A 24,111-nucleotide genomic window follows, 5' to 3' on the forward strand; every position below is an offset into this window, starting at 1 on the left:
CGCAGGCAGCGGGAACATTGCCGCCGCCTAGCGCCGCGCCCTCACGCCGGCAACGTCACTTCGCCGGCTTGTCGACCGAGATCGCGGGCACCTCGACCGTCTTGTTCTGGGTGCCCACCGACACCTTGGCCACGTCGGCCTGGAACTTGGGCGCCTGCCCGCCCTCCAGCCGCGGCAGCTGGGCCGTCTGCGTCTGATCGAAACGAACGAAGCCCAGCATCATCGCCGCCAGCACCACCAGCGCCACGATCCCGATCAGAACGAGTAGAGTGCGCACGCTTCGGTCTCCCCAATGTCTCGATTCGCTGTCGCAACAACGCCGCGGTCCGCACGGAGGTTGCACGCCGCGCCCGATGGCGCGTCGCAGGGGGCCGCGGCGGGTTGACGATCGGGGCGATGCAGGCTATCCGCGCCACCTTTCCGGGCAACCGCATTCAGGAACGATCACATGTCGCGCATCTGCGAGCTGACCGGCAAGGGCCGGCAGGTGGGTAACAACGTCTCCCACGCCAACAACAAGACCAAGCGCACCTTTCTGCCGAACCTGCAGAACGTGACCCTGCTGTCCGACGCGCTGGAGCGTTCGATCAAGCTGCGCGTGTCGACCCACGGCCTGCGCTCGGTCGAGCACAACGGCGGGCTCGACAACTGGCTGGTCAAGACCACCGACGACAAGCTGTCGCTGAAGGCCCGCCGCCTGAAGCGCGACGTCGTGAAGAAGCGCGCGGCCACCACCACCGCCGCCGCCTGAGCCCCCGGCTCACGCGCGCCACATGCGGCCCGCCGTTCGACGTGACGGCGGGCCGCAGTGCGTTGTGCCTCAATCGATCAGCCGGAACTTGGCCAGGATCGTGCGGCGATAGAAGGCCAGGTCGTTGTCGGTCACCAGCCACACCATCGTGGCGCCGCGTTCGCGCGTGATCGCGATCCCCTCGACATTCTCGCCCCCCATCTGCCGCGTCGGGCGCGCCACGACCGGCCCTTCCATCACCGCGCCCGCACGGATCAGCGTCGCCGGCACCCGCACGATCGCGCAGTCGAAGCGAAACGGGAACCGCCAGCGCCGGTTGACCACCAGCAGGTCGCCGTCCGGCAGCATCGCGCCGTCGGTCGGGACGTAGCCGGGCGGCGGCCGATAGAAGAGCCGCGCCGCACGCGTCCCCGTCGCGACCGGATCGCCATCGAACAGTACCGCGGGGCGCGGCCGGCGCGCGTCCATCACGCCTTCGCGAAGGGTCAGGAAGCGCCCGTCGTCCATCCGCACCAGCGTCTCCGGTCCGCTGTTGCGGCCCCAATCGCGCATCAGTGGCGGCGCGACATGCCCGTCGCCGCGGGCCAGGTCGGGGGTGTAGCGCCAGATCGCGTTGGCGCGCTCGTAACCGATCCAGAGGCGCCCGCTCGCCGGGTCGATCGCCAGCGACTCGGTGTCGCGCGACCTCTTGTCCCACCCCGTTCCCGGCCCGTCCGCCAGATCGGCGCCCGCGGCGGCGATGCGACCCCGGCGGATCGTCAGCCGCACGACATTGCCCCCGTCGCTCAGCAGCACCGCAGCGCCGCGGTGGATCGCCAGCGAGGAGAAGCCGCCGAACGCCGGATCGCTCGACCGCAGCGACAGCGCACCCACCGGCACCAGCACGCCCGCCCGCCGCGCGCCGCCGGCCGGCACGAACCCGCGCGCCTCGACCGACAGGTCGCGCCGCACCACCGGCAGGCGCGCCTCCCCGGTCCAGTCGGGGACCAGCACCAGCACCAGCAACAGGACGACGAACCACCGCATCGCCCCCGCTCTAGCGGCGAACGCTCCGCGCGAAAGGTGAACCGCGGATAACGGGCACATTCAGCATCGGCTCAACGCGAATCACCCATAAGCCTCCCATCGACGGGAAGACCCGCCGACCGGACACAGCAAACGGGAGATAGAAGATGTTCAAGAATCTCGTCCTTGCCAGCGCCGCGCTCGCGATGGGCACCGCGGCCATGGCGCCGACCGCCGCACAGGCGCAGCGCTATTACGGCGACCGATACGAGCGCGGCTATTACGACCAGCGCGACTATCGCAACTACGATCGCCGCGGCTACGACCGCCGCTACAATTACAACCGTCGCTGCTCGAGCGGCACCACCGGCACCATCGTCGGCGCGATCGCGGGCGGCCTGCTGGGTCGCACGATCGACACCCGCGGCGACCGGACGCTCGGCACGGTGCTCGGCGGCGTGGGCGGCGCAGTGGCGGGCAACGCGATCGAGAAGTCGAACAACTCGCGCTTCTGCCGCTGATCTTCCGGGGGTCGGACGACCGGCCCCCTCCCCTCTTCAGGGTTCCCTCGCGTAGCGTATGAGGGCGCGAGCCCGGTGCCGAAAGGTGCCGGGCTCGTTGTTGTCCGCGCGTCAGCCGCTCGCGAGTCGGCGCAGCCGCTGCAGCGTCTCGTCCAGGCTGACCGGCGCCGGCTCGGGTGCGGCGACCCGCGCCTGACGCCGCGCGGCGCCGCGCTCCAGCCGCTCCAGCAGCGATGCGATCGTCGCCTCGCCCGCGGGCTGCGGCGGCAGGGCGATCGATTCGAACCGCTCGCCGGGGTCGATCAGCGTCGGTCGCGGCGGCGCCGGGGGCGGCGTCGGCACCGTCAACGAGGGCAGCGGACGCACCGGCTCCATCGGAGCGGCCGGCACGGCGCCCGGATCGAACACGCTCATCGGCAGATCCAGATCGCGCGGCAGGCGGCGCTCGGGCGGAGGCGACATCCACGGCAGCGGCGGCTCGGGCGCGTCGGCGACGGGGGCCTCGACGATCGGCAGCGGCTGGCCCAGATCCTCGCTCGCGCGGATCGGGCGGCGCGGGGGCGCATCGGGATGCGCATCGGCGCGCCGGATCATCGGGATGTCACGCGCCGCGCCCACCGGCATCCACCGCGTCCGCCAGTGCGCCGCGCATCCGATCGTCGCGACCAGCAGCCCCATCGCCAGCGCCAGCAGCGTGCGCCCCGTCGCCCCCACCGGCGGCGCGGCGGCGGGCACGACCGCGGCCAGGTCGAGCCGCGCGACGACGGCATCCAGCGTCTCCGCCGGAGCCGTGACGATCCCCGCGGCCACGCCGATGCCGGCCAGCACCGCCGCGGCGGGCAGCATCCAATCGCTCAGCGGTGAGGCAAGGTCCCCGACGAGCGGGCGGGAAAGAAGATTCGCGGCCATGAGCGATGGTGATACGCACCATCCGTAAGCCGTTGGTAAACGGCATCGTAGCGATGAACGTTCGTCGCCCAGTCACGCTCCGCCGCGACGAACGCCCGCGCTCGCGCCCGCCGCGCCGGCCAGCCGGATCGGTCCGCCAGCAGCCCCGCCAGCGCCGCGGCGACGCCGCGCGGATCGTCGGCGGGGAACAGCGTTCCCGTATCGCCGTCGCGGATCAGCTCGCGGTGCCCGCCCACGTCCGACGCCGCCACCAGCCGCCCCTGCGCCATCGCCTCCAGCGGCTTGAGCGGCGTGACCAGATCGGTCAGCCGCATCCGCTTGCGCGGATAGGCCAGCACATCGACCAGCCCGTAATATCGCTCCACCTCGTGATGGGCCACGCGCCCGACGAAGTGGATCCGCGACGCGACCGGCGACGCCGCCGCCTGTGCCGCCAGCGCCTGCGCCATCGGCCCGCCGCCGACCAGCAGCAGGCGCGCCGTCGGGCGCGCCGCCACCAGCATCGGCATCGCCGCGATCAGATCGTCCAGCCCCTCGTAATCGTAGAAGCTGCCGATGAATCCCACGACGTCGTCGCCCGGCTGCACGCCGAGCGCCGCGGCCAGCGCGTCGTCGCGCGGCGGCGGCGCACCGAACAGCGTCAGGTCGACTCCGTTGGGCGACACCATGATCTTTTCCGGCGCGACGCCCCGCGCGATCAGGTCGCCGCGCAGCCCGTCGCAGATGACCGCGAGCGCATCCGCGCGCGCCATCGCCCAGTTCTCCAGCGCGCGCGTCGCTTTGTAGCGCGCCGCGCCCTCGCGCGCGCTGCCGTTGCCGACCGCCGCATCCTCCCAAAAGGCGCGAATCTCGTACAATAGCGGGGCGCCGCGACGCCGCGCCGGCCACCAGGCCGCCACCGCATCCAGCGCGGGCGAGTGCGCGTGGATCACATCCGGCCGGAAACGATCCGCCACCGCCCCGATCCGGCGCGCGAATGCCGCCACTTCCCCCGCGACGCCGCCGCGACGGGCGGGCGCGGTGCGATGGAAATCGATCCCGTCGACCGTTTCACACCCCGCGACGGCGGCATTGTAGCGCGGCCCCGTCACCCCCGCGACGGCGTGCCCCGCCGCGATCTGCGCCTTCAGGATCGCGCGCGTGCGGAACGTATAGCCGCTCTGCACCGGCAAACCGTGGTCGAGGACATGCAGGATGCGCATCGCGCCCTCTTGCCGCACCGGGCTTAACGCCGCGTCAACCGCCCCCGCGCTAGGCGTTAGCCGGGATGATCGACAATTTCTCGCTGGGGCTGTGCCATGCGCTGATGCTGCTCGCGGCGTGGCGGATGCTGCGCGCGCCCTTGCTCGACCGCGAACCCTCCCCCCACGATGCCCCGCCAGCGCGGAAGCGCCGCCCGCGTGCGTGATCTCGCCTTCATCGCCTTCCTGCTCGCGCTGTGGGGCTTCGGCTTCCGGCGGCCGTTCGTGTTCATCTGCTCCTATGTCTATATCGACATCGTCTCGCCGCAGCGGCTGACCTATTACCTGCTCAACAGCGTGCCGATCTCGCTCATCGCGGTCGCGCTGGCGATCGGCGGGTGGATGATCGCCGACGACAAGCGCGACTCGCGCGTCACCGCGCGGCAGGGACTGATCCTGCTGCTGCTGCTCTATTGCTTCGCCACGACGCAGACGGCCGATTTCCCGATCGAGGCGGCGGACAAATGGCAGTGGGTGTGGAAGAATCTGGCCTTCGCCGCCTTCCTTCCGCTGACGTTGCGCACGCGCCTGCGCATCGAGTCGCTGCTGGTGTTCCTGACGCTGTCAGCCGCGACGATCATCATCGTCGGCGGGATCAAGACGCTCGCCTCCGGCGGCGGATACGGCGAGCTGAACCTGATGGTCGACAACAATTCGGGCCTGTACGAGGGGAGCATCATCTCGACGGTGGCGATCGCGCTCATCCCGATCGTCCTGTGGCTGATCCGCGACGGGACGCTGTTTCCGGCCGACTGGCGCGTGAAGGCGTTCGGCGATGCCTTGTGCTTCGCGTGCATCCTGATGCCGATCGGCACGTCGGCGCGCACCGGGCTGCTGTGCATCGCGCTGCTCGCCGTCCTGATGCTGCGCACGGTCAAGCGGCGGATGCTCTACATCGGCGCGATGGCGCTGGCGGGGGCGGCGGCGATCCCGCTGCTGCCCTCCTCGTTCAGCGAGCGGATGGGGACGATCAAGACCTATCAGGCCGACGAGAGCGCCTCGACCCGCATCGCGGTGTGGCAGTGGACGTGGGATTACGCGAAGACGCACCCCTTCGGCGGCGGGTTCGACGCCTATCGCCAGAACAGCATCCGCTACGACACGGTCGCGGTACAGGGGACCGGCGCGTCGACCACCGTCAAGCGCGAGCTGACCGTGGACAAGAGCCGCGCCTATCACAGCAGCTATTTCGAGATGCTGGGCGAGCAGGGCTATCCCGGCCTCGCGCTGTGGCTGCTGCTTCAGGCGATCGGACTGTGGCGGATGGAGGTGATCCGCCGCCGCCACCGCGCCCCCGACGACGAACTCGCCTGGGCCGGACGGCTGGCCGGCGCGCTCCAGCACGCGCACCTCATCTACCTGTTGGGGGGCGCCTTCGTCGGCATCGCCTTCCAGTCGTTCCTGTACCTGCTGATGGGCGCGCAGATCGGCGTCGATACCTATTCCACCCGCAGGCGCCGCGAGGAGATCGCCGCGGCCCGCCTCGTGCGGCGCAGCGCGAGGGTGGCGCTGGCGTAGCCGCCTGCCCACTACGTCATTGCTTCGCTACGCCCGCAATGACGGCTCCGCCGGAAACGTCACCACTTGCGCGCCGTCGCCTCGATCCCCTCGCCCAGCGCATTGTCGCGGATCGTCAGCGCCTCGCCCGACCAATTGCCGACGAACACCGGCTGCCACGTCACCCCCGGCGCCAGCGTCGCGCGGTTGCGCTCCACCACCAGCCCGGTCGAATCGTTGTTCGCCCCCTCCGGCGCGACCGAGATCATCACCGAATGATTGTCCTTGTCGCGTCCCATCACGAAGACATTCTCCGCGATCCGCCCGCGCGCGCCGTTCGACAGGTCGATCATGTAGTTGGTCATGTGCCCGCGCGTGTCGTCGAAGCTGTTGCCGACCACCTCGACACGGGGACTGCGCGTCTTCACGTAATGCCCACCCGCCCCGCGCTCGAAGCGACAGGCGGTGACGCGCAGCGCGCCATACGCACCGACATAGATCGAATGCGCCCCGTTCCCGGTTGGGTCGTTCCCCAGCCCGGCGAAGGTCGAATGGTCCACGGTGATCGTGCTCGCCGGATCCTCCGCCGACAGGATCCCCGACTGGCTATCGAGGAACATCGACCGGCCGACGCTCAGATCGCCCTTTTCGATGCGGATGCCCGCACCGTTGCCGTCCTCCACCTCGAGATGGGAGAAGACGATCCCCTCCACCCGCGCCGCGCGTCCGCGCAGCACCAGCGCCGCCTTGTCCTCGCACGCGACGCGCTGGAAGGTGACGCTGCCGGGGCGGTCCGCGACATAGGCGATCCGCCCCGCCTCCTGCACCGCACATTCGCGGTAGGTGCCCGGCGCGATATGGATCGTCCCTTCGCCATCGCCGATCGCGCTTACCGCGTCCTGGAGCGTCGCGAACCCCTGGTTTCCGATCACGAACCGCGCGGCCGGCGCCTGCGCGGTCGCGCCCCCCGCGGTCAGGGTGAGCAACAGGGCAGCGAAACGCATGGCAACCTCCGGCAGGACACGCGCCGGCTGTGCCATATCGCGGGTTACCGAATGGTGGCGACCGGGCTCAGCCGGCGTTCGCCGCCATCCATTCCTCGACCACCGGCGCGATCCGCGTGCGCCACTTGGACCCGTTGAAGATGCCGTAATGCCCGACGCCCTCGGCCATGTAATAGCGCTTCTTGTCCTCGGGCAGGCTGGTCGACAGCGTCAGCGCCGCCTTCGTCTGACCCAGACCGGAGATGTCGTCGCGCTCGCCCTCGATCGCCAGCAAGGCGACGTCGGTGATCGCACCCAGATCGACCTTGCGCCCGCGATGCGTCATCTCGCCGCGCGGCAGCTTGTGCTCCTGAAAGACCACGTCGATCGTCTGCAGGTAGAATTCCGCGGTCATGTCGCAGACCGAGCGATATTCGTCGTAGAAGCTCTTGGTCGCGTCCGCGCTCTCGCCATCGCCGGTGACGAGATGCTTGAACATCTCGTAATGGCTCATCATGTGATTGCCCAGGTTCATGGTCATGAACCCGGAGAGTTGCAGGAAGCCGGGATACACCTTGCGCCCCGCACCCGGATACAGCGCGGGGACGGTCGCGATCACATTCTGCTCGAACCACGCGAACGGCCGCTCGGTCGCCAGCGTGTTGACCGCGGTCGGCGCCTCGCGCGTGTCGACCGGCCCGCCCATCATCGTCAGCGTCCTGGGGCGGCACGGATGCCGGTCCGCGCTCATCACCGCGACCGCCGCCAGGCTCGGCACCGAGGGCTGGCAGACGGCGAGCATATGCGTGCCGCCCTCCCCTTCGTTCGGCCCGATCGCCTCCAGGAACGCGATCAGATAGTCGAGATAATCCTCCAGGTCGAAGCGCCCGTCGCTCAGCGGCACCAGCTTCGCATCGCGCCAGTCGGTGATATAGACGTCGGCGACCGGCAGCATCCGCTCCACCGTGCCACGAAGCAGCGTCGCGAAATGCCCCGACATCGGCGCCACGATCAGCAGCTTCGGCCCGCCCGTCACGCCCTCGCGCGCGAAGCGCTTCAGCTGGCCGAACGGCTTCTGCACGACGATCTCCTCGGTGATCGCCACCTCGCGCCCGTCGATGATCGTGCGATCCAGCCCGAACGCCGGCTTGCCGCGCGAGGCGGACGCGTGCGCGAACACCTCCAGCGCGGACGCCATCATCGGACCGCCGCCCAGATAGCCGAACGGGTTGGACGGGTTCTTCAGCCAGTTGGCGCCGAAGGTCGCCATCGCACTGGCAGAGGCCAGCCACGACCGCTGAAACTCATAGGCATCGTACAGCATCGCCATCCTTCCCGACCGACGGGCCGGTTGTAATCCAAAACGCTTACGCTGCAACGCAGCATCACCGCAAAGGTTACGATATATGTCTTAACGTGATCCATCCGCCACAGCGAGCGCCCCGGATCGGACGGCACCGGCCCCGTTTTCGGGCCATTGAGCCCCCCGCCCCCCGCCTGCTAGGGCGCCGCTTATGGCCAGCGCTCCCGACGTCGCCCCTTCCCGCCGCATCGGCAATCTCGCGATGGTGTGGCATCATGCGCGGCGCTACCCGGCGCAGGTCGCGGCCTCCGCGCTCGCCTTGCTGGTCACGTCGACCGCGACCCTGGGCATCCCCTACAGCTTCAACCGCATCATCGACCGCGGCTTCATCCGCGGCGGCGCGAGTCCCGAGGCGGTGGCGGCCACGTTCCATTACATGCTGATGATCGTCGTCGTGCTGGCGCTCGGCACCGCGGTGCGCTTCTACTTCGTGTCCTGGCTCGGCGAGCGCGTCGTGGCCGACATCCGCGCCAGCGTCCAGCGCCACCTGATGACGCTCGACCCCGCCTTCTACGAGGAAAACCGCCCCTCCGAGATCGCCTCGCGCCTGACCGCCGATACCGCGCAGATCGAGACGGTCGTCGGCAGCACGGTGTCGATCGCGCTGCGCAACACCGTCACCGGCGTGGGCGGGCTCATCTATCTGTTCGCGATCTCGCCCAAGCTCGCGGGATCGCTGCTGCTCGGGATCCCCCTCATCATCGCGCCGATCGCCTTGCTCGGAAAGCGCGTGCGCAGCCATTCGCGCGCCTCGCAGGACCGGATCGCGGACATCGGCTCGATCGCCACCGAGACGCTCGGCGCGATGAAGATCGTCCAGGCCTTCGGGCAGGAGCGGCGCGAGACGGCACGGTTCCGCGCGGCGGTGGAGGCCACCATGGCCGCGGCGCAGCGCCGTATCGCGCTGCGGGCGGTGATGACCGCGATCGCCATCGGGCTGATCTTCGGGTCGATCACGATGGTCTTGTGGGAAGGGGCGATCGACGTCGCGGCCGGGCGCCTGTCCGGCGGCGCGATCGCCGCCTTCGTCATCACCGGCGGGATCGTCGCGGGGGCGTTCGGCGCCCTGACGGAGGTCTATGGCGACCTGTTGCGCGGTGCGGGCGCGGCGGGAAGGCTGTCGGAGCTGTTGGCCGAGCGGCCGTCGATCGCGGTCCCCGCCCGCCCCGTCGCGCTGCCCCAGCCGCCGCAGGGCCGCGTCGCGTTCGAAGAGGTCGAGTTCCGCTATCCGACCCGCCCCGACGTCGCCGCGCTCCGCGACTTCTCGCTATCGGTCGCGCCGGGCGAGACGCTCGCGGTGGTCGGGCCGTCGGGCGCGGGCAAGTCGACGCTGTTCCAGCTGCTCCAGCATTTCTACCGGCCCGCCGCGGGCCGCGTGACCGTCGACGGCGTCGATCTGCGCGATGCCGATCCGACGGAGGTGCGTGCGCGGATCGCGATGGTGCCGCAGGAAACCGTGATCTTCGGCACCAGCGCACGCGACAATCTGCGCTACGGCCGCTGGGACGCCGACGATGCCGCGATCTGGGCAGCGGCGGAGGCCGCCAACGCCGCCGATTTCCTGCGCGCGCTGCCGGACGGGCTCGACACGTTCCTGGGCGAGGGCGGCGCACGGCTGTCGGGGGGCCAGCGTCAGCGCGTCGCGATCGCACGCGCGCTGCTGCGCGATGCGCCCATCCTGCTGCTCGACGAGGCGACCAGCGCGCTGGATGCCGAAAGCGAGCGGCTGGTGCAGGACGCGCTCGACCGGCTGATGACCGACCGCACCACCATCGTCATCGCGCACCGGCTGGCGACGGTCCGCGCCGCCGACCGCATCGTCGTGATGGATGCGGGTCAGGTGGTCGAGGAAGGCCGCCACGCCGATCTGATCGCGCGCGGCGGCCTCTACGCGCGGCTGGCGAGCCTCCAGTTCCACGACGCCTGAGCCGTCACCCCGGGCTTGACCCGGGGTGACGCGCGCTTGCCCGCCCGCTCCCGATCCCCCACACTCCTCCGCAAAACCACACAGGAGAGCGCCATGTCCCGCGAGTTCGACGTCATCGTCTATGGCGCATCCGGCTTCACCGGGCGGCTGGTCGCCGAATATCTCGCCCTCACCTACCCGCAGGGATTGCGGTGGGCGATGGCGGGCCGCTCGTTGACGAAGCTGCAGGAGGTGCGCGCGGAGATGGGCGTGCCCGGCGACGTCGCGCTCGTCACCGCCAATGCCGACGATCCCGCCTCCTTGCGCGCGATGTGCGAGCGCGCGACCGTCGTCATCACCACGGTCGGCCCGTACCAGCTCTACGGCAGCGATCTGGTCGCCGCCTGCGTCGCCACCGGCACCGCCTATGTCGACCTGTGCGGCGAGCCGGCGTGGATGCGTGAGATGATCGACCGCCATCATGCGGAGGCGCAGCGCAGCGGCGCGCGGATCGTCTTCTCCTGCGGCTTCGACTCGATCCCCTTCGACCTCGGCGTGCTCACCCTTCAGGAGGCGGCGCAGAAGCAGTTCGGCCAGCCCGCCCCGCGCGTGAAGTGTCGCGTGCGCCAGATGAAGGGCGGCTTCTCCGGTGGCACCGCCGCCAGCCTGAAGGCGACGCTCGCCGCCGCCGCGCGCAAGCCGTCGCTGGTGATGCTGCTCACCGATCCGTTCGCGCTGGCGCCCGGTCACGCGGGGCCGCACCAGCCCGCCGGACTGATCCCGGAGTTCGATCCCACGATCAACGCCTGGGTCGCGCCCTTCATCATGGCGCCGATCAATACCAAGAACGTCCACCGCACCAACTTCCTGCTGGGGCAGCCGTGGGGCGACATGGTCTATGACGAGATGGTCGTCGCCGGACTGGGCGACATGGGCAAGGCCGCGGCGGAGGCGCTCGCGAAGATGAACCCGCTGGCCAGCGACAAGGGCCCCAGGCCCGGCGAGGGCCCCTCTAAGGAAGAGCGCGAGTCGGGCCATTTCGACATCCTGTTCGCCGGGCTGATGCCCGACGGCACCCGCATCGACGCGGTCGTCACCGGCGACAAGGACCCCGGCTATGGCTGCACGTCGAAGATGCTGGCCGAGAGCGCGCTGTGCCTGCTGCGCGACGTGGAGGGCGCCGGCGGCGTCTGGACCCCCGGCGCGCTGATGGGCGCGAAGCTGCGCGACCGGCTGGTGGCGAAGGCGGGGATGACGTTCACCGCGGGGTGATCGACCACTTCCGTTCGTGCTGAGCGAAGTCGAAGCACAGCCACCAGTGCGTGGCCTTCGACTTCGCTCAGGCTGAACGGCAGCGGCGCGACTACCCCCCGATCACCATCGCGCCCGCCGCGGCGAACCCTGCGACCGCCAGCATCCCCAGCACCCGCGCCAGCGATTCCTTGCGGAAGTCGCCGACCCGCTTCTCCACCAGCCAGAATTTTCCCTCCGGCGTCTTCTCGACCACGCCGAACGCCAGCATCCGGTCGAACACACGCCGCTCGATCCGCCCCTCGGGCCGCGCGAACGCGATCGCCGCGTCCTTTCGCGTCGCCCCGGCGGAGACGAAATGCCACTCGATCCGCTTGCGCGCGCGCGCCGCCAGCGTCGCCATCACCGTTCCCGACATGCTCCAACCCCTACCGCTTGCGGCCCTGATGCCTGATGTTCGCCGGACGCCCGCGCCGCTTGAGCACGCGCGGCGCCTCGCGTCGGCTGGTATCGCGCGCCGCGCCGCCGTAGCGCCCCTCGGGCAGCTCGAAGCGGAGCGCGCCCGACACCGGGTTCGCCTCCGCCAGCCGCAGTTCCACCCGCTGTCCCTGCGCATAGACCTCGCCGCTGTGCTCGCCGACCAGTCGCCGCGCGCCCTCTTCGTAGCGGAAATACTCGCCGCCCAGGTCGCGCACCGGCATCAATCCGTCGCCTCCGATCCCGTCGACCGTCGCGAAGAAGCCGAAATTGGTCACGCCGGTGATCCGCGCCCCGACGATCTCGCCGACGCGCTCCGCCAGGAACGCCGCGACATAGCGGTCGATCGTCTCGCGCTCCGCCTCCATCGCGCGGCGCTCCAGCTGGCTGATGACCTGGCCTGCGCGCTCGAAATCCTCGTTCCCCGCCAGCCCGCCCGGCCCCAGCGCATAGGCGGAGACCAGCGCGCGGTGCACCACCAGGTCGGCATAGCGGCGGATCGGCGAGGTGAAATGCGCATAGCTGCCCAGCGCCAGCCCGAAATGGCCGTGGTTGAGCGGCGCATAATAGGCCTGCGTCTGCGTGCGCAGCACCTGTTCCATGATCTCCGGGCGGTACGGCACGTCGCCGACACGCTCGAGGATGTGGTTGAAGGTCGCCGGCTTGACGACCTGCCCCAGCGCGAAGGCCACCTCGAACGTCGCCAGATAGTCCTTGAGCGCCACCAGCTTCTCGCGCGCGGGCGGCTCGTGGACGCGGTACATCACCGGCGCCTTCTTCGCCTCCAGCGCCTTCGCCGCGGCGACGTTGGCCGCGATCATATAATCCTCGATCAGCCGGTGCGCATCCAGCCGCTCGCGTGGGCTCACCGACATGATCCGCCCCTTCTCGTCCAGCACCACCCGCCGCTCGGGCAGGTCGAGGTCGAGCGGCTCGCGCCTGTCGCGCGCCGTCGCCAGCGCGCGCCAGCAGTCCCACAGCGGCACCAGCACATCCTCCCCGAGCTTGTCTCGGGGAGGGGGACCGCCGGCGAAGCCGGCGGTGGAGGGGTCGCCCCGCACCTGCCCCTCCACCACGGCCTCCGGCCGCGGTCCCCCTCCCCGAGCAAGCTCGGGGAGGAGCGCATCGATCGCCGCCTGCGCATCCTCATAGGCGATGTTCGCCGCCAGCCGCACGACCGCGCGCGTGAAGCGCCACGACGTCAGCGCCCCCGCCTTCGTCACCTGCAGGTGGCACGCCAGCGCCGCACGATCCTCGCCCTGCTTGAGCGAGCACACGTCCGCCGACAGGATTTCCGGCAGCATCGGCACGACCCGATCGGGGAAATAGACCGAATTGCCGCGCGCGCGCGCCTCGCGGTCGAGCGCCGAGCCGGGGCGGACGTAGAAACTGACGTCCGCGATCGCGACGATCGCCTTCCACCCGCCCGCGTTCGCCGGGTCGTCATCGGGCGCGGCCCACACCGCATCGTCGTGATCGCGCGCATCCGCAGGGTCGATCGCGACGATCGGCAGGTGCGTCAGGTCCTCGCGCCCCTCCCCCAGCGGCTGGCGCGCCACCTGCGCGGCCTCGTCCAGCGTCTCCTGCGCGAAGGTGTCGGGGATCCCCAGCTTGTGGATCGCGATCAGCGAGAAGCTGCGCGGCGCGAACGGATCGCCCAGCCGCTGCACCACGCGCGCGGTCACGCGCGGCGGCCGTCCGGCCTTCTCGGCGAGCACCAGATCGCCCGCCTCCGCATCGCCGGCGTCCGATACGGGAAACTCACGCCGCTCCTTCTTGTCGACCGCCTGCAGCCACAGCCGCTCCCCCTCGCGCCGCAGCACGCCGATCATCTGCTCGGATGCGGGCGCCAGCACCTTCATCGGATGCGCGGTCCAGCCGTGGCCAGTCTCCTCGGTCCGCGCCAGCACACGCTCGCCGACACCCAGCGCGCCGCGCTTCCGCTCGCGCACGCGCAGGCGCGGCGCGGGCACGTCCGCCTCCCACCGCTCCGGCGTGGCCCAGACGTTGCCGCCCTCGTCCACGTCGACGATGCGCAGCACCGTCACCTTGGGCACACCCCCCGCCGCGTGGAAGGCGCGACCGGGCGCGCTGTCGATCAGCCCCTCGTCGCCCATGTCCTTCAGCAACGCCTTCAGCGCGATCTTCTCCTGTGCGCTCAGCCCGAAGGCGCGCGCGATCTCGCGCTTGCCCGCCGGTTTGTCGGACGAGGCGATGAAGTCCATGATCTGCTGGCGCGTGGGCAGGCCGGGCGTTGGTTTCTTGGGCACGGGGTGCAGATAGGATGTCCCGCCCCTCCCGTCACCCCGGCCTTGACCCGGGGTCCCGCTTCTTCACCACCGCTGCGCGAAAGCGGGGCCCCGGATCAGGTCCGGGGTGACGGCATGGCGGCCGTCGTCTCGCTGATCCGATGCTTCGGTTCGTCCGACAGCGTTCGCACCAGCGTCTCGAACGTGCGGTCGGGGTTCACCCGGATCTCGTTGAACGCCGGCGGCGAATGGCGCGTCCGCTTCGACAGCGTCCCCGCGCCGATCAGCCGGATCTGCCAGTCGTCGCGCGCCACCGGGATGTCGAAGGGATCGTGGACATGTCCCGACAGCACCGCATGCGCCCCCGCCCGCGCCAGCGCGGCGAGGGCCGTATCGCCGTTACGCGTCCGCGCGGTGCCCTTCACCGGCCCCTCGATCAGCGGATGGTGCCCCGCGACGAAGATCAGGTGATCCCTGGGCGCCGCGGCGATGATCGCCAGCGCGCGGCGCAGCGATCCGCTGCTCACCTTCCCCTTCGACCAGTTCCAGCGCCACTGCGCGCGCGCGGTCGTCTTCAGCGGGACGACGGTGATTCCCGCCACGTCCAGCGGCCGCTCGATCATCCGCTCTACCGCGGCATAGCGCGAATAGGGCGAGAACAGGCGCCGGATCGGGTCCCAGTAATAGGGAATGTCGTGGTTCCCGACTTCCAGCGTCACCGGCACGCCGAGCGCCGAAAGCCACGCGCCGCCGTCCTCGAACTCCGATTTGGTGGCCCGCATCGTCAGGTCGCCGGTCATGATGACCGCATCGGGCTTTTCCGCCGCCACCCGCTCGCTGAACCATGCGATCGCGGCCGGATCTTCCGCCCCGAAATGGACGTCGCTTACGTGGAACAGCTTGGTCATGCGCCCTCCAGAGCGCAGGATCGCGCACGGTTCAACCGCCAACGCGCGCGCGGCCGGTCGGCTGCATCCCTTGACGCACAGGTCGAGGTTGCGCTTCTTGGCGCGCATGACGCTCACCGGCCCCACTTCGCACGCCTTCATCTCGCAGCGGCTGCGGCTGCACTACGCCGACTGGGGCAATGCGGGCGCGCCGCCGCTGCTGCTGGTACACGGCGGGCGCGATCATTGCCGCAGCTGGGACTGGGTGGCGGAGCGGCTGCGCGACCGCTTCCACGTCATCGCCCCCGATCTGCGCGGTCACGGCGACAGCCAATGGTCGCCCGACGGCACCTACGACACGCACGGCTTCGTCTACGACCTCGCGCAGCTGGTACATCAGCTGGACGCCGGGCCGGTCACGATCGTCGCCCATTCGCTCGGCGGCAACGTGTCGCTGCGCTATACCGGCCTCTTTCCCGAAACGGTGGCGAAGCTGGTCGCGATCGAGGGGCTCGGCCCCAGCCCCAGGGTGCTGGCCGAGCGCGCGCAGACGCCGTTCGCCGACCGCTGGCGCAAGTGGATCGCGGACAAGCGCGCCGCCGCCGGCCGCCTGCCCCGGCGCTACGCCACGTTCGAGGATGCGCTGACGCGGATGCAGGCGGAGAACGCCTATCTGACCGACGAGCAGGCACGCCACCTGACCATCCACGGCATGAACCGCAACGAGGACGGAACGTGGAGCTGGAAGTTCGACAATCACCTCAACGTCTGGCCCTTCACCGACATCCCGCAGGCGGACATCGAGCAATTGTGGCAGGCGATCACCTGCCCCACGCTGCTGCTGTACGGCGCCGACAGCTGGGCCTCCAATCCGGAGAAGGACGGCCGCATCGTCCACTTCTCCCATGCGCGCGTGGTGGAGTTCGAGAATGCGGGCCACTGGCTCCATCACGATCAGTTCGATCGCTTCATGACCGAACTCGACGCGTTTCTCTGAACGCCCGTCCGCGGCGGGAATGCGAAGCCGCCCCTATTTCCCACGGAGGCCGGACCGTTGCGAAATGTGCACCGTGCTCCTGCGTAGGCAGGAGCCCAGGGTTGCGCGTCCCACACAGCGTTGTTTTGCCTGGCCCTGGGCTCCTGCCTGCGCAATAGCACGGCGTGGATGCGGGGCCTGTTGCAGCGGTCCGCCTTCGCCGGCGAACAGCTAAAGCCTCCCGGCGCGCTCACTCCACCAGCCGCGCCTCAACCTTGCCGCGCCACGCATCGTCCGCGCCCAGCACGTCGCGCGCATAATCGGCCACGCTGCCGTGGCGCGCGCGGATCGCCGCCATGGCGGTGTTCAGATAGGCCGCCTCGACCGACATCAGCGTCACGATCGCCTCGTCGCTCATCGCCGCACCGTAGCGGTCGCGGATTCCCGCCGCCGCCGATTCGATGCGCGCCTCGCGGTTGCCCGCCGTGTTGGTCAGCAGATAGTCGGCCATGATGTCGTCCGGGTGGACGCCCAGCAGGTCGTGGACCAGCGCGACCGCCAGCCCGGTGCGATCCTTCCCCGCCAGACAATGGACCAGGCTCGCCCCCTCCCCGTCGGCCAGCGCGGCAATATAGAGGCGCAGGCTCTTCACCAGCACGGGGCGGAACGGCATGTTCTCGTACAGCCGCGTCATCGCCGCGCGCGCCTCCTCCCCGGTCGCGATGCCCGCGCCCGCCTCCTCGTGCGGAGCCAGTTCGATCCCCGCGGTCTCGCCGGGCGCGAACAGTACCTCGGCGCCGAACTCCGGATGCCGCGCGCAGGGCATCGCCGCGCGCTCCGCATCGCCGCGCAGATCGACGATCGTGCGCAGATTCAGCGCATGGATCCGGTCGAGATCCTGCGCCCCGGCGCCCGCATGCTGCCCGGATCGGAACAACAGCCCGCGCTTCAGCGTCCCGGCCGCGACGCGATAGCCGCCATAGTCGCGAAAATTGTGCACGCCCTCCAGCGGTTGCACCCGGCCCTCGTCCGCGCGATCGAGTACGGTCATCGCCATCTCCCTGGTTTCGCGCCGCGCCGTGCCACGCAATACGCGCACGAACCATGACTTTTTGCGCATCGCGGCGTGGCAGGCCCCTTCCGCCGGACCCATATCGCGTGCCATCCATTCATCGCAGCGCAGGGTTCGATACGCCAAGCGCAGGATCGAGTGGCACCAGAGGGAGCATGATCGCGTGATCGTTTCGGGGGTTAGGGCACGGAATCGCGGATGGCGCGCGGCCATCGTGGCCGGACTGGCGGCGACGTCCGCCGCCGTGGTGGCACAAACCCCGCCCCAGGGCATGCCGCAACCCGTCCCCACCGTCACCCCGCCGCCGCCACCGCTGGCGGTCGCGCCCCCCGCCACGCCGCTACCCACGCTTTCCGATGCGCAGGCGCGCCAACTCGCGAAGCTGATCGCCGCGGACGAGGTGAAGCAGGGGTTGCGCGTCGGCACCCCGCCCGACCTGTCGACCCGCGATCACGCGGCATTGGTGCGTACCGCGCTCGACCATGCCCGCGCGGTGCGCACGGGACGGCTGATGCCGGAGGATTTCCAGAAGGACTGGGGCATCCGGCCGCGCGCCTACGACCCGCTTCCCGCCTTTGCCGATGCGGTCGCGCGCGACCGGCTCGACGCCTGGATCGCCTCGCTCCCGCCGCCTTATGTCGGCTATGACACGCTGGTGGAGGGGCTGGAGCGCTATCGCGTCATCGCCGCCGCGGGTGGCTGGCCGATGCTGACCGGCACCGTCAACTACGGCGAGCGCGGTGCGGCCGTCGCGCGCCTGCGCGAGCGGCTGGCGGTCGAGGACCCGCAGGTCGCGCGCACCGGCGACCGCTTCGACGATGGCCTGCTGGAGGCGGTGCGCCGCGCGCAGCGCCGCTATGGCCTCAACCCCGCCGGGCAGGTCGGCGCGCAGACGCTCGCCGCGCTCAACGTGCCCGTCGAGCGCCGCATCCGTCAGATCATGGCCAATATGGAGCGCTGGCGCTGGCTGCCGCCGGAGCTCGATCCGCGCCGCGTTCAGGTCAATATCGCCGCGGCGGTGCTGACCGTGTTCGACGGCGACACCCCCACCATGTCGATGAAGTCGGTGACCGGGCGCCCCGGCAACGAGACCCCGATGCTCATCAGCCGCATCAACAGCATCGTCATCAACCCGCCGTGGAACGTGCCGACGTCGATCGCGACCAAGGAACTGTGGCCCAAGGAACGCGCCAGCCCGGGCTATCTGAAGCGCAACGGCTTTCGCGTGATCGACAATGGCGACGGCAGCAAGCGGCTCCAGCAATCCTCGGAGAAGAGCGCGCTGGGGCGGTTCAAGTTCGACTTCCCCAACGATTTCGCTGTCTATCTGCACGACACGCCCGCGCAGTCCGGCTTCTCGCGCTTCGACCGCCTGTCGAGCCACGGCTGCGTCCGGCTGGAAAAGCCCGCCGAACTGGCCAAGCTGCTGATGCGCACCACCCCCGACTGGCAGCCGCCGCAGATCGACGCCGCGGTCGATGCCGGCAAGACCGTGCGCGCGAAGATGGCCGATCCGGTCAGCGTCTATCTGCTTTACTGGACCGCGTTCGCGAACCAGAAGGGCGAGGTCGGCTTCCGCGAGGATCCCTATACCTGGGACGCGAGGCTGGCATCGTTGGTCGAACGGCGCTCCGCGACGCAGGCGCTGGCGGCGAAGTGAAAGGACGCAAGATCGTGAAGACGTTTCCCGCCCGCGGGCTGCTGCTGGCCGCCGCCATCGCCACGGCCACGCTGGCCGCCTGCTCGCGCTCGCAACCCGACGAGGCGGTCGAGACCAATGTCGAGATGCCGGCGGAAGCCGCCAACGCCCTTCCCGCCGAGCCCGCGCCGCTGCCCGAACCCTCGCCGGTCGAAAATGTGACGCAGAACGTCGTCGACCTCCCGCCCGAGGAAGCCCCCGCCCCCGACGAGCAGGTGCTCGACGACGCCTCGATCACCGGCATGACCGCCCGCGCGCAGCGCGACGGCGTGGATGACGAGGCGCCCGCGAAGCAGAAGTGATCTTACCCGTTGACGGCCACGGCCCCGCCATGGCAGGGCCGTGCCGCACGCGAGATGCGGGTGTAGCTCAATGGTAGAGCAGAAGCTTCCCAAGCTTACGACGAGGGTTCGATTCCCTTCACCCGCTCCATGGTTTTCCGCCATTTTCTGACCATTGCGGAAAATGGCTGCGGTGCGATTGCGGTGAGACTGCATGTTTCACGCCCCCTCGCCCCGCACGCACCACCATCAGCCGACCGGCGTGGTGCGGCTGTCGATCAAGGCGCGTGCCTCGGCCGATCCGGCCGCAACGGTCGTCTTGCCCGCCTGGATGGCGTCGGCGATCGCGAGCAGCCGACCGCTGATGACGGTGCCGGTCTCCGCCTCCTCCGGGATCGCGATGCCGCCCCTGGTGTCGGCGATGCGGGTCCAGTCCGCACGAACCGCGGCCCAATAGCCCTTGGTCTTCGCCCAGTAATCCTCGGCGGCCTTCACGTCATAGCCGTCGAACCGCTCATAGGTGTTGAGCACCGACTCCTGAACGATCGGCTCCGGTTTGCCGTCCTTCAGCGCCATCTTGGTATTGTCCTGCCAGTGGATCCAGCCGGTCGGCGTCGGCTGGTGTCGGTTGATAGACAAATAGCGGTCATAGACCGGGTGGCGCACCGCATCGCGGCGTGCCAGCGGGCGCCACGTCCAGTTCGACCGCCAGCGGCGGACGCCCGCCTGCGTCTCGAACTGGCCCCAGCCGGCATAGCGCGGGCTGTCGTCGACCTGATACACGGTCTGCGACCAGCGCCCGGCGCGCATCCGCTCGGGCACCGCCTCCCACACCCACTTGCCCTGTCCCGCATAGACCAGCACGCGCGCGGGCTGATAATCCCAGTCCTGACGCCAATGCTTGATGACATGGGTTTTGCCGTCATGCTCGACGACGAGCAGGTGCTGGAGCGCGATGTGATCGGGCGTGTCCTCAATCACTCGCACCACCTCGTTCCCGCCAGAGATCTTGCGCTCCAGCGGCGTATAGCCGGCCACCCAGGGCGTCGTCTCCTGCATGTCGAAGTGCACCTTATAGTTGCCTGCCATCGCCAGGATCTCGGCACGGTCAGCGGCTTTGGCCGCCAGCGCCTCGGCGGCGGTCTGCTTGACCGGACCGTCGGCCAGCGCGGGCACGGGCAGCAGCGCGAGCGCCGCGACGATCAGTATCGAAGAGTTCTTCATGATGTCTGTCCTGTCAGAAGCGAAAGGTGAGCGAGGCGCTGGCGTTGCGCCCCGGCTGGGTGAAGGCGACCGGGGGCACATCGGCCGCGCCGGCCGGCAAGGGTCGCGGCACCGACAGGCCGCGCACGTCGGACCACCAGGCATAGGTGGCGTTGGTCAGGTTGAAGACGCCTGCGCGCAACGTCAGCGCATCGGTCAGCCGGGCGAAGACGGTGGCGTCGAGGATGGTGAAGGCGTCGGGCCGGAAACAGGTGCTGGCACACAGGCCGTTCGTGTCCTGGGCCGCCTTGCGCGCGCTGTGCGTCATGATGAGCTGTCCACCGAAGCGGCCGGCGCCGGGCTCGCGCCAACCCACGCCCATCACCAGCTTGAGCGGATCGACCGTCGACAGCGGCTTGGCCGTGCCGTCGGGCGCGATCTGGTCGCCCTCGGCATAGGAAATGGCGAGCTGTCCGGTCAGGCCGTTTCCCGCGCGCGCATCCAGGCGCGCCTCGGCACCCTTCACCTTGGCGCGGTCCAGATTGATGAACTGGTACACGGCCGGATTGGTCGGGGTGAAGGCGCCGCTCACCACCTCCTGGCTGATGAAGTCGCGATAATCGGCGCGGAAGACGCTGGCCGACAGGTCGACCGCTTCGCTGTTCAGGCGCAGGCCCGCCTCGATCGCCTCGCTGGTTTCGGGCCGCAGGTTCGGGTTGGGGGCCGAGGTATAGCCGAAGGCGAGGTTCGAGAAGAACTGGTTGATCTGCCCCGGCTCCGGCGCGCGGAAGCCGCGGGCATAGCTGGCGAACAGCCGCACGGTCGGGGCGAGCGCGAGCACCGCGCCGACGCGCGGGCTGACCCGGTCGGCAGACTGGCTCGCCCCGGCGAACCCGGGGAGCAGCGGATCGCGCTCGGGTGACAGGCGGTACCAGTCGTAGCGCAGCGCCGGGTGAAGCGTCAGCGGACCGAGCCCGATCTCATCGCCTAGGAACCCGCCGGCCAGGGTGAAGTCGGTGCTGGGAAACGCGCGTGTCGGGAACGTCTCGCCCGCAGGCGGCACCGTGCCGTCGCGCAATCCCCGCTGGCGCAGGACGCTGACGTCCGCGCCCGTGACCAGCCGATGGGTGATCCCGCCGGTCGTGAAGCCCAGCCGCACCTCGCCCGAGCCGCCATAGACCCGGTTCTCCAGCGTGTTGAGCCGGGTGCGGTCGGCCAACGTGCGGCGATCCTCGGCGCTGAACTGGCGGTTCGCGGCGTCCTGAACATAGACCGCCGCCCGCGCAAACTGGACGATACCAATGCCGTCATAGGTCCAGTCGAGCGCGCCGCGCCAGCGCTTGCCGGTATCGCGCGCCTGCGATCCCGCCACGCTGGCGTTGATGCCGGTCAGCACGTCGGTTGCCAGCCGGTTGTCGAGATATTCGCCGGTGGCGCGCAGACGCTGGCCGGGCGCGACGTCCCAGACCAGCTTGCCCATCAACGCGTTGGCCTGTCCGTCCTGCGGATTGGGCGCGGTGCGGGTGACGCCGGTGCCCTCGACATCGCCCTTGTTCTTCAGCTCGGAAAAGTCACGGCGGGTATAGGCCAGCATCGCCGACACCGCGCCCGTTCGTCCCGCCACCACCGCCGACTGGGTGAACTCGTCGTCGGCCGAATTATACTGCGTCCGCAGCGACCCGCCGAAGGACTTCGCCCCGAGAATATCGGCCGGATCGCTGGTCGTGAAACTGACCGCGCCCGCCAGTCCGTCACTGCCGTACAGCGCCGAAGCGGGTCCGCGCAGGAATTCGACCGACCTGATGAGCCCGATGTCGACGTAATCACCGCGTCCGACATCCTGCGCTCCGAAACTAAAGCCGTAAGGCACGCGTACGCCGTCGACCTGGATCAGCACGCGGTTGCCGCCGATGCCCCGCACGACGAACCCCTCGTTGCCGGCGCGCCCCGTCACGCCCTGCGCCGCGCCGAAACGCGCCGGGGCACGACGAACGCTGATCCCCGGCTCGAAGCGGACCAGGTCCTTGATGTCGGTCGCCAGCTCCTCGGCGATCTCGTCCGCGTCCTTGACCGAGACGGTGACCGGCGCGTCCTGCGCCTCGATCGGCGCGCGTGTTGCGGTAACGACGATGTCCCGCGCCTCCGCCGGCGCGTCGCCCGGCGCGGCGGGCTCCGATAACGCGATCATCGCCGCGAGCGTCAGCAACATGCAACCCCCATTCATTAATGATTCGCAGTCGCATTAAGAGACAAAAGCCCGATCTGCAACGTCAAATGCTAGTGACTCGCATTAGTCTATGGAAATGTCGTGCGCCACCGTGCGCACATTCGACGGCGAGAGGCTCAATCGGAATTGGCAATTCTGCGACGCCGCGTTAAGGAACGGCTCGAAAGCCGTTGCGGCTTTCGATGATCGCGCCGGTGCCCCGCGAGGGGCTTGAATGGGAATGCGGTGCGGGGGACCTCCCCCAAATCCGCGGCTGTCCCTGCAACTGTGAGCGGTGAGCGAAGGCGTCATGCTCCGCATCGGAGCGGCCACTGGGAGAGCATCTGCGGATGCCCCCTGGGAAGGCGACACCCCAGCTTTGACCCGCAAGCCAGGAGACCTGCCGGCGATATGGTCGCTCTTGCTTCGGTCCAGGGGATGGCCGCGGCACGGTTCTCCGTCTGAGCGACGAACCTGTGTGGCGGGGGCCGCATCGGTGCGTGGTGCGGAGGGCTATCGGCGCCCCGCCGGGCTCGCGCCGTGCGACATGTCGGTCCCTGCCGGTCGTTGCACGCGCCGGGGGAAACGTATGTCCGATCTGTCCAAGGTGCCCGTCACCATCGTCACCGGCTTTCTGGGCGCGGGGAAGACGACGCTCATCAGCCATCTGATCCGCCAGGCCGGCGGCCGCCGGCTGGCGGTCGTCGTCAACGAATTCGGGACGCTGGGGGTCGATGGCGACATCCTGAAGGGCTGCGCGATCCCCGATTGCCCGGCGGAGAACATCGTCGAGCTCGCCAACGGCTGCATCTGCTGCACCGTCGCCGATGACTTCATTCCGACCGTGGAGACGCTGCTGGCGCTCGATCCGCGTCCCGACCACATCCTGATCGAAACGTCGGGGCTCGCGCTGCCCAAGCCGTTGCTGAAGGCGTTCGACTGGCCCGCGATCCGATCGCGCATCACCGTCGACGGCGTGATCGCGCTGGCCGATGCGGAGGCGGTGGCGGCGGGTCGCTTCGCCCCCGACGTGACCGCGCTGGACGCGCAGCGCGCGGCCGATCCCGGCATCGACCACGAAACCCCGCTGTCGGAGGTGTTCGAGGACCAGCTCGCCTGCGCGGACATGGTGCTGCTGACCAAATGCGACCTCGCCGGGACCGACGGCATCGCGGCTGCCCGGGGGGTGATCGCGGCGGAAACACCGCGCGCGCTGCCGGTGATCGAGCTGACCGATGGCGTGATCGACCCCAACGTCGTGCTCGGCATCGGCGCGGCGGCAGAGGACGACATCGCCGCGCGCCCCTCGCACCACGATGGCGAGGACGATCACGAACACGACGATTTCGACAGCATCGTCATCGACCTGGGCGAGATCGCGGTGCCCGACGACCTCGCCGCCCGGATCGAGGCACTGGGCCGAACCGGCGACGTCCTGCGCGTGAAGGGCTATGCCGCGGTCGCGGGCAAGCCGATGCGGTTGCTGGTGCAGGCGGTCGGCGCGCGCGTGCGCACCCATTACGACCGCGCCTGGAGGGCGGGGGAGCCGCGCGCCACCCGGCTGGTGGTGATCGCCGAGCGTGACCGGCTGAACGCCGCGGTGGTACGGACCGCGCTGCACGGCTGAGCGCGCG

Annotated in this window: 22 protein-coding genes, 1 tRNA gene and 1 riboswitch; of the genes, 11 read left to right on the forward strand and 12 right to left on the reverse strand. The window is 69.8% G+C overall.

The annotated features are described in order from the left end of the window. Positions 1 to 55 precede the first annotated feature (55 nt). Entirely contained in the window at positions 56 to 277 is a 222-nt protein-coding gene (locus tag PGN23_RS14110) for a hypothetical protein (RefSeq protein WP_335303606.1), read from the reverse strand. 171 nt (positions 278 to 448) lie between these two features. On the opposite strand from PGN23_RS14110, the gene rpmB reads away from it, so the two are divergent. Then, positions 449 to 751, forward strand: a complete 303-nt coding sequence (gene rpmB, locus PGN23_RS14115) for a 50S ribosomal protein L28 (protein ID WP_335303607.1) — start codon at positions 449 to 451, stop codon at positions 749 to 751. A 69-nt stretch (positions 752 to 820) separates the two neighbouring features. Here the strand turns inward: rpmB and PGN23_RS14120 are convergent, their stop codons facing one another. Then, entirely contained in the window at positions 821 to 1,777 is a 957-nt protein-coding gene (locus PGN23_RS14120) for an esterase-like activity of phytase family protein (protein ID WP_335303608.1), read from the reverse strand. 146 nt (positions 1,778 to 1,923) lie between these two features. On the opposite strand from PGN23_RS14120, the gene PGN23_RS14125 reads away from it, so the two are divergent. After that, a complete protein-coding gene (locus PGN23_RS14125; protein WP_335303609.1) occupies positions 1,924 to 2,277 on the forward strand; it encodes a glycine zipper 2TM domain-containing protein in 354 nt (117 codons plus the stop codon). Between the two features lie 111 nt (positions 2,278 to 2,388). Here the strand turns inward: PGN23_RS14125 and PGN23_RS14130 are convergent, their stop codons facing one another. Next, complete coding sequence (locus tag PGN23_RS14130) at positions 2,389 to 3,123, reverse strand: hypothetical protein (protein WP_335303610.1); 735 nt, start codon at positions 3,121 to 3,123, stop codon at positions 2,389 to 2,391. Positions 3,124 to 3,131: 8 nt separating this feature from the next. Continuing rightward, the gene (locus PGN23_RS14135) at positions 3,132 to 4,388 is read right to left on the reverse strand and encodes a TIGR04063 family PEP-CTERM/XrtA system glycosyltransferase (protein WP_335303611.1); all 1,257 of its coding nucleotides are present in this window, start codon (positions 4,386 to 4,388) and stop codon (positions 3,132 to 3,134) included. Positions 4,389 to 4,453: 65 nt separating this feature from the next. On the opposite strand from PGN23_RS14135, the gene PGN23_RS14140 reads away from it, so the two are divergent. Together PGN23_RS14140 and PGN23_RS14145 are read left to right on the forward strand one after the other, a co-directional pair. Further along, entirely contained in the window at positions 4,454 to 4,594 is a 141-nt protein-coding gene (locus tag PGN23_RS14140; RefSeq protein WP_335303612.1) for a hypothetical protein, read from the forward strand. Further along, on the forward strand, positions 4,587 to 5,945 hold the full coding sequence (locus PGN23_RS14145; RefSeq protein ID WP_335303613.1) for a putative O-glycosylation ligase, exosortase A system-associated: 1,359 nt from the start codon (positions 4,587 to 4,589) through the stop codon (positions 5,943 to 5,945). The genes PGN23_RS14140 and PGN23_RS14145 overlap by 8 nt, the downstream gene beginning before the upstream one ends. 59 nt (positions 5,946 to 6,004) lie before the next feature. Here PGN23_RS14145 and PGN23_RS14150 read toward each other — a convergent pair whose 3' ends face one another. Further along, positions 6,005 to 6,928 carry a right-handed parallel beta-helix repeat-containing protein gene (locus PGN23_RS14150; RefSeq protein ID WP_335303615.1) on the reverse strand — a complete coding sequence of 308 codons (924 nt, stop codon included), beginning with the start codon at positions 6,926 to 6,928 and terminating at the stop codon, positions 6,005 to 6,007. A 67-nt stretch (positions 6,929 to 6,995) separates the two neighbouring features. Then, positions 6,996 to 8,231: a polyhydroxyalkanoate depolymerase gene (locus PGN23_RS14155; RefSeq protein WP_335304607.1), complete on the reverse strand. Its 1,236-nt coding sequence runs from the start codon at positions 8,229 to 8,231 to the stop codon at positions 6,996 to 6,998. A 190-nt stretch (positions 8,232 to 8,421) separates the two neighbouring features. On the opposite strand from PGN23_RS14155, the gene PGN23_RS14160 reads away from it, so the two are divergent. Further along, on the forward strand, positions 8,422 to 10,197 hold the full coding sequence (locus tag PGN23_RS14160) for an ABC transporter transmembrane domain-containing protein (RefSeq protein WP_335303616.1): 1,776 nt from the start codon (positions 8,422 to 8,424) through the stop codon (positions 10,195 to 10,197). Positions 10,198 to 10,290: 93 nt separating this feature from the next. Then, complete coding sequence (locus PGN23_RS14165) at positions 10,291 to 11,448, forward strand: saccharopine dehydrogenase family protein (protein ID WP_335303617.1); 1,158 nt, start codon at positions 10,291 to 10,293, stop codon at positions 11,446 to 11,448. Positions 11,449 to 11,539: 91 nt separating this feature from the next. Here PGN23_RS14165 and PGN23_RS14170 read toward each other — a convergent pair whose 3' ends face one another. From PGN23_RS14170 to PGN23_RS14180, 3 genes are all read right to left on the reverse strand, one after another. After that, the gene (locus tag PGN23_RS14170; RefSeq protein ID WP_335303618.1) at positions 11,540 to 11,845 is read right to left on the reverse strand and encodes a hypothetical protein; all 306 of its coding nucleotides are present in this window, start codon (positions 11,843 to 11,845) and stop codon (positions 11,540 to 11,542) included. A 10-nt stretch (positions 11,846 to 11,855) separates the two neighbouring features. Then, positions 11,856 to 14,129, reverse strand: a complete 2,274-nt coding sequence (locus PGN23_RS14175; protein WP_335304608.1) for a ribonuclease R family protein — start codon at positions 14,127 to 14,129, stop codon at positions 11,856 to 11,858. A gap of 140 nt (positions 14,130 to 14,269) precedes the next feature. Further along, entirely contained in the window at positions 14,270 to 15,061 is a 792-nt protein-coding gene (locus PGN23_RS14180) for a metallophosphoesterase family protein (RefSeq protein WP_335303619.1), read from the reverse strand. 106 nt (positions 15,062 to 15,167) lie between these two features. Here PGN23_RS14180 and PGN23_RS14185 point away from each other — a divergent pair, with 106 nt between their 5' ends. Then, on the forward strand, positions 15,168 to 16,037 hold the full coding sequence (locus PGN23_RS14185) for an alpha/beta fold hydrolase (protein ID WP_335304609.1): 870 nt from the start codon (positions 15,168 to 15,170) through the stop codon (positions 16,035 to 16,037). Positions 16,038 to 16,266: 229 nt separating this feature from the next. Here PGN23_RS14185 and PGN23_RS14190 read toward each other — a convergent pair whose 3' ends face one another. Then, positions 16,267 to 17,067 carry a tyrosine-protein phosphatase gene (locus PGN23_RS14190; RefSeq protein ID WP_335303620.1) on the reverse strand — a complete coding sequence of 267 codons (801 nt, stop codon included), beginning with the start codon at positions 17,065 to 17,067 and terminating at the stop codon, positions 16,267 to 16,269. 292 nt (positions 17,068 to 17,359) lie between these two features. On the opposite strand from PGN23_RS14190, the gene PGN23_RS14195 reads away from it, so the two are divergent. The 3 genes from PGN23_RS14195 to PGN23_RS14205 all read left to right on the forward strand — a co-directional run bounded on the left by PGN23_RS14195 (position 17,360) and on the right by PGN23_RS14205 (position 19,219). Then, entirely contained in the window at positions 17,360 to 18,748 is a 1,389-nt protein-coding gene (locus PGN23_RS14195; RefSeq protein WP_335304610.1) for a L,D-transpeptidase family protein, read from the forward strand. A gap of 14 nt (positions 18,749 to 18,762) precedes the next feature. Then, positions 18,763 to 19,089 carry a hypothetical protein gene (locus PGN23_RS14200; protein WP_335303621.1) on the forward strand — a complete coding sequence of 109 codons (327 nt, stop codon included), beginning with the start codon at positions 18,763 to 18,765 and terminating at the stop codon, positions 19,087 to 19,089. A 56-nt stretch (positions 19,090 to 19,145) separates the two neighbouring features. Continuing rightward, positions 19,146 to 19,219 (forward strand) — tRNA-Gly (locus tag PGN23_RS14205). A 98-nt stretch (positions 19,220 to 19,317) separates the two neighbouring features. Here PGN23_RS14205 and PGN23_RS14210 read toward each other — a convergent pair. Next, complete coding sequence (locus tag PGN23_RS14210) at positions 19,318 to 20,292, reverse strand: DUF6607 family protein (RefSeq protein WP_335303623.1); 975 nt, start codon at positions 20,290 to 20,292, stop codon at positions 19,318 to 19,320. A gap of 13 nt (positions 20,293 to 20,305) precedes the next feature. Then, entirely contained in the window at positions 20,306 to 22,480 is a 2,175-nt protein-coding gene (locus PGN23_RS14215; protein ID WP_335303625.1) for a TonB-dependent hemoglobin/transferrin/lactoferrin family receptor, read from the reverse strand. A 193-nt stretch (positions 22,481 to 22,673) separates the two neighbouring features. Further along, positions 22,674 to 22,899, forward strand: a riboswitch (cobalamin riboswitch). Between the two features lie 167 nt (positions 22,900 to 23,066). On the opposite strand from PGN23_RS14215, the gene cobW reads away from it, so the two are divergent. Beyond that, positions 23,067 to 24,104 carry a cobalamin biosynthesis protein CobW gene (cobW, locus tag PGN23_RS14220; RefSeq protein ID WP_335303626.1) on the forward strand — a complete coding sequence of 346 codons (1,038 nt, stop codon included), beginning with the start codon at positions 23,067 to 23,069 and terminating at the stop codon, positions 24,102 to 24,104. The last annotated feature ends 7 nt before the right edge of the window (positions 24,105 to 24,111 follow it).

It is taken from the genome of Sphingomonas adhaesiva, from assembly GCF_036946125.1.
In the GTDB taxonomy this organism is placed as follows: Bacteria; Pseudomonadota; Alphaproteobacteria; order Sphingomonadales; family Sphingomonadaceae; genus Sphingomonas; species Sphingomonas adhaesiva_A.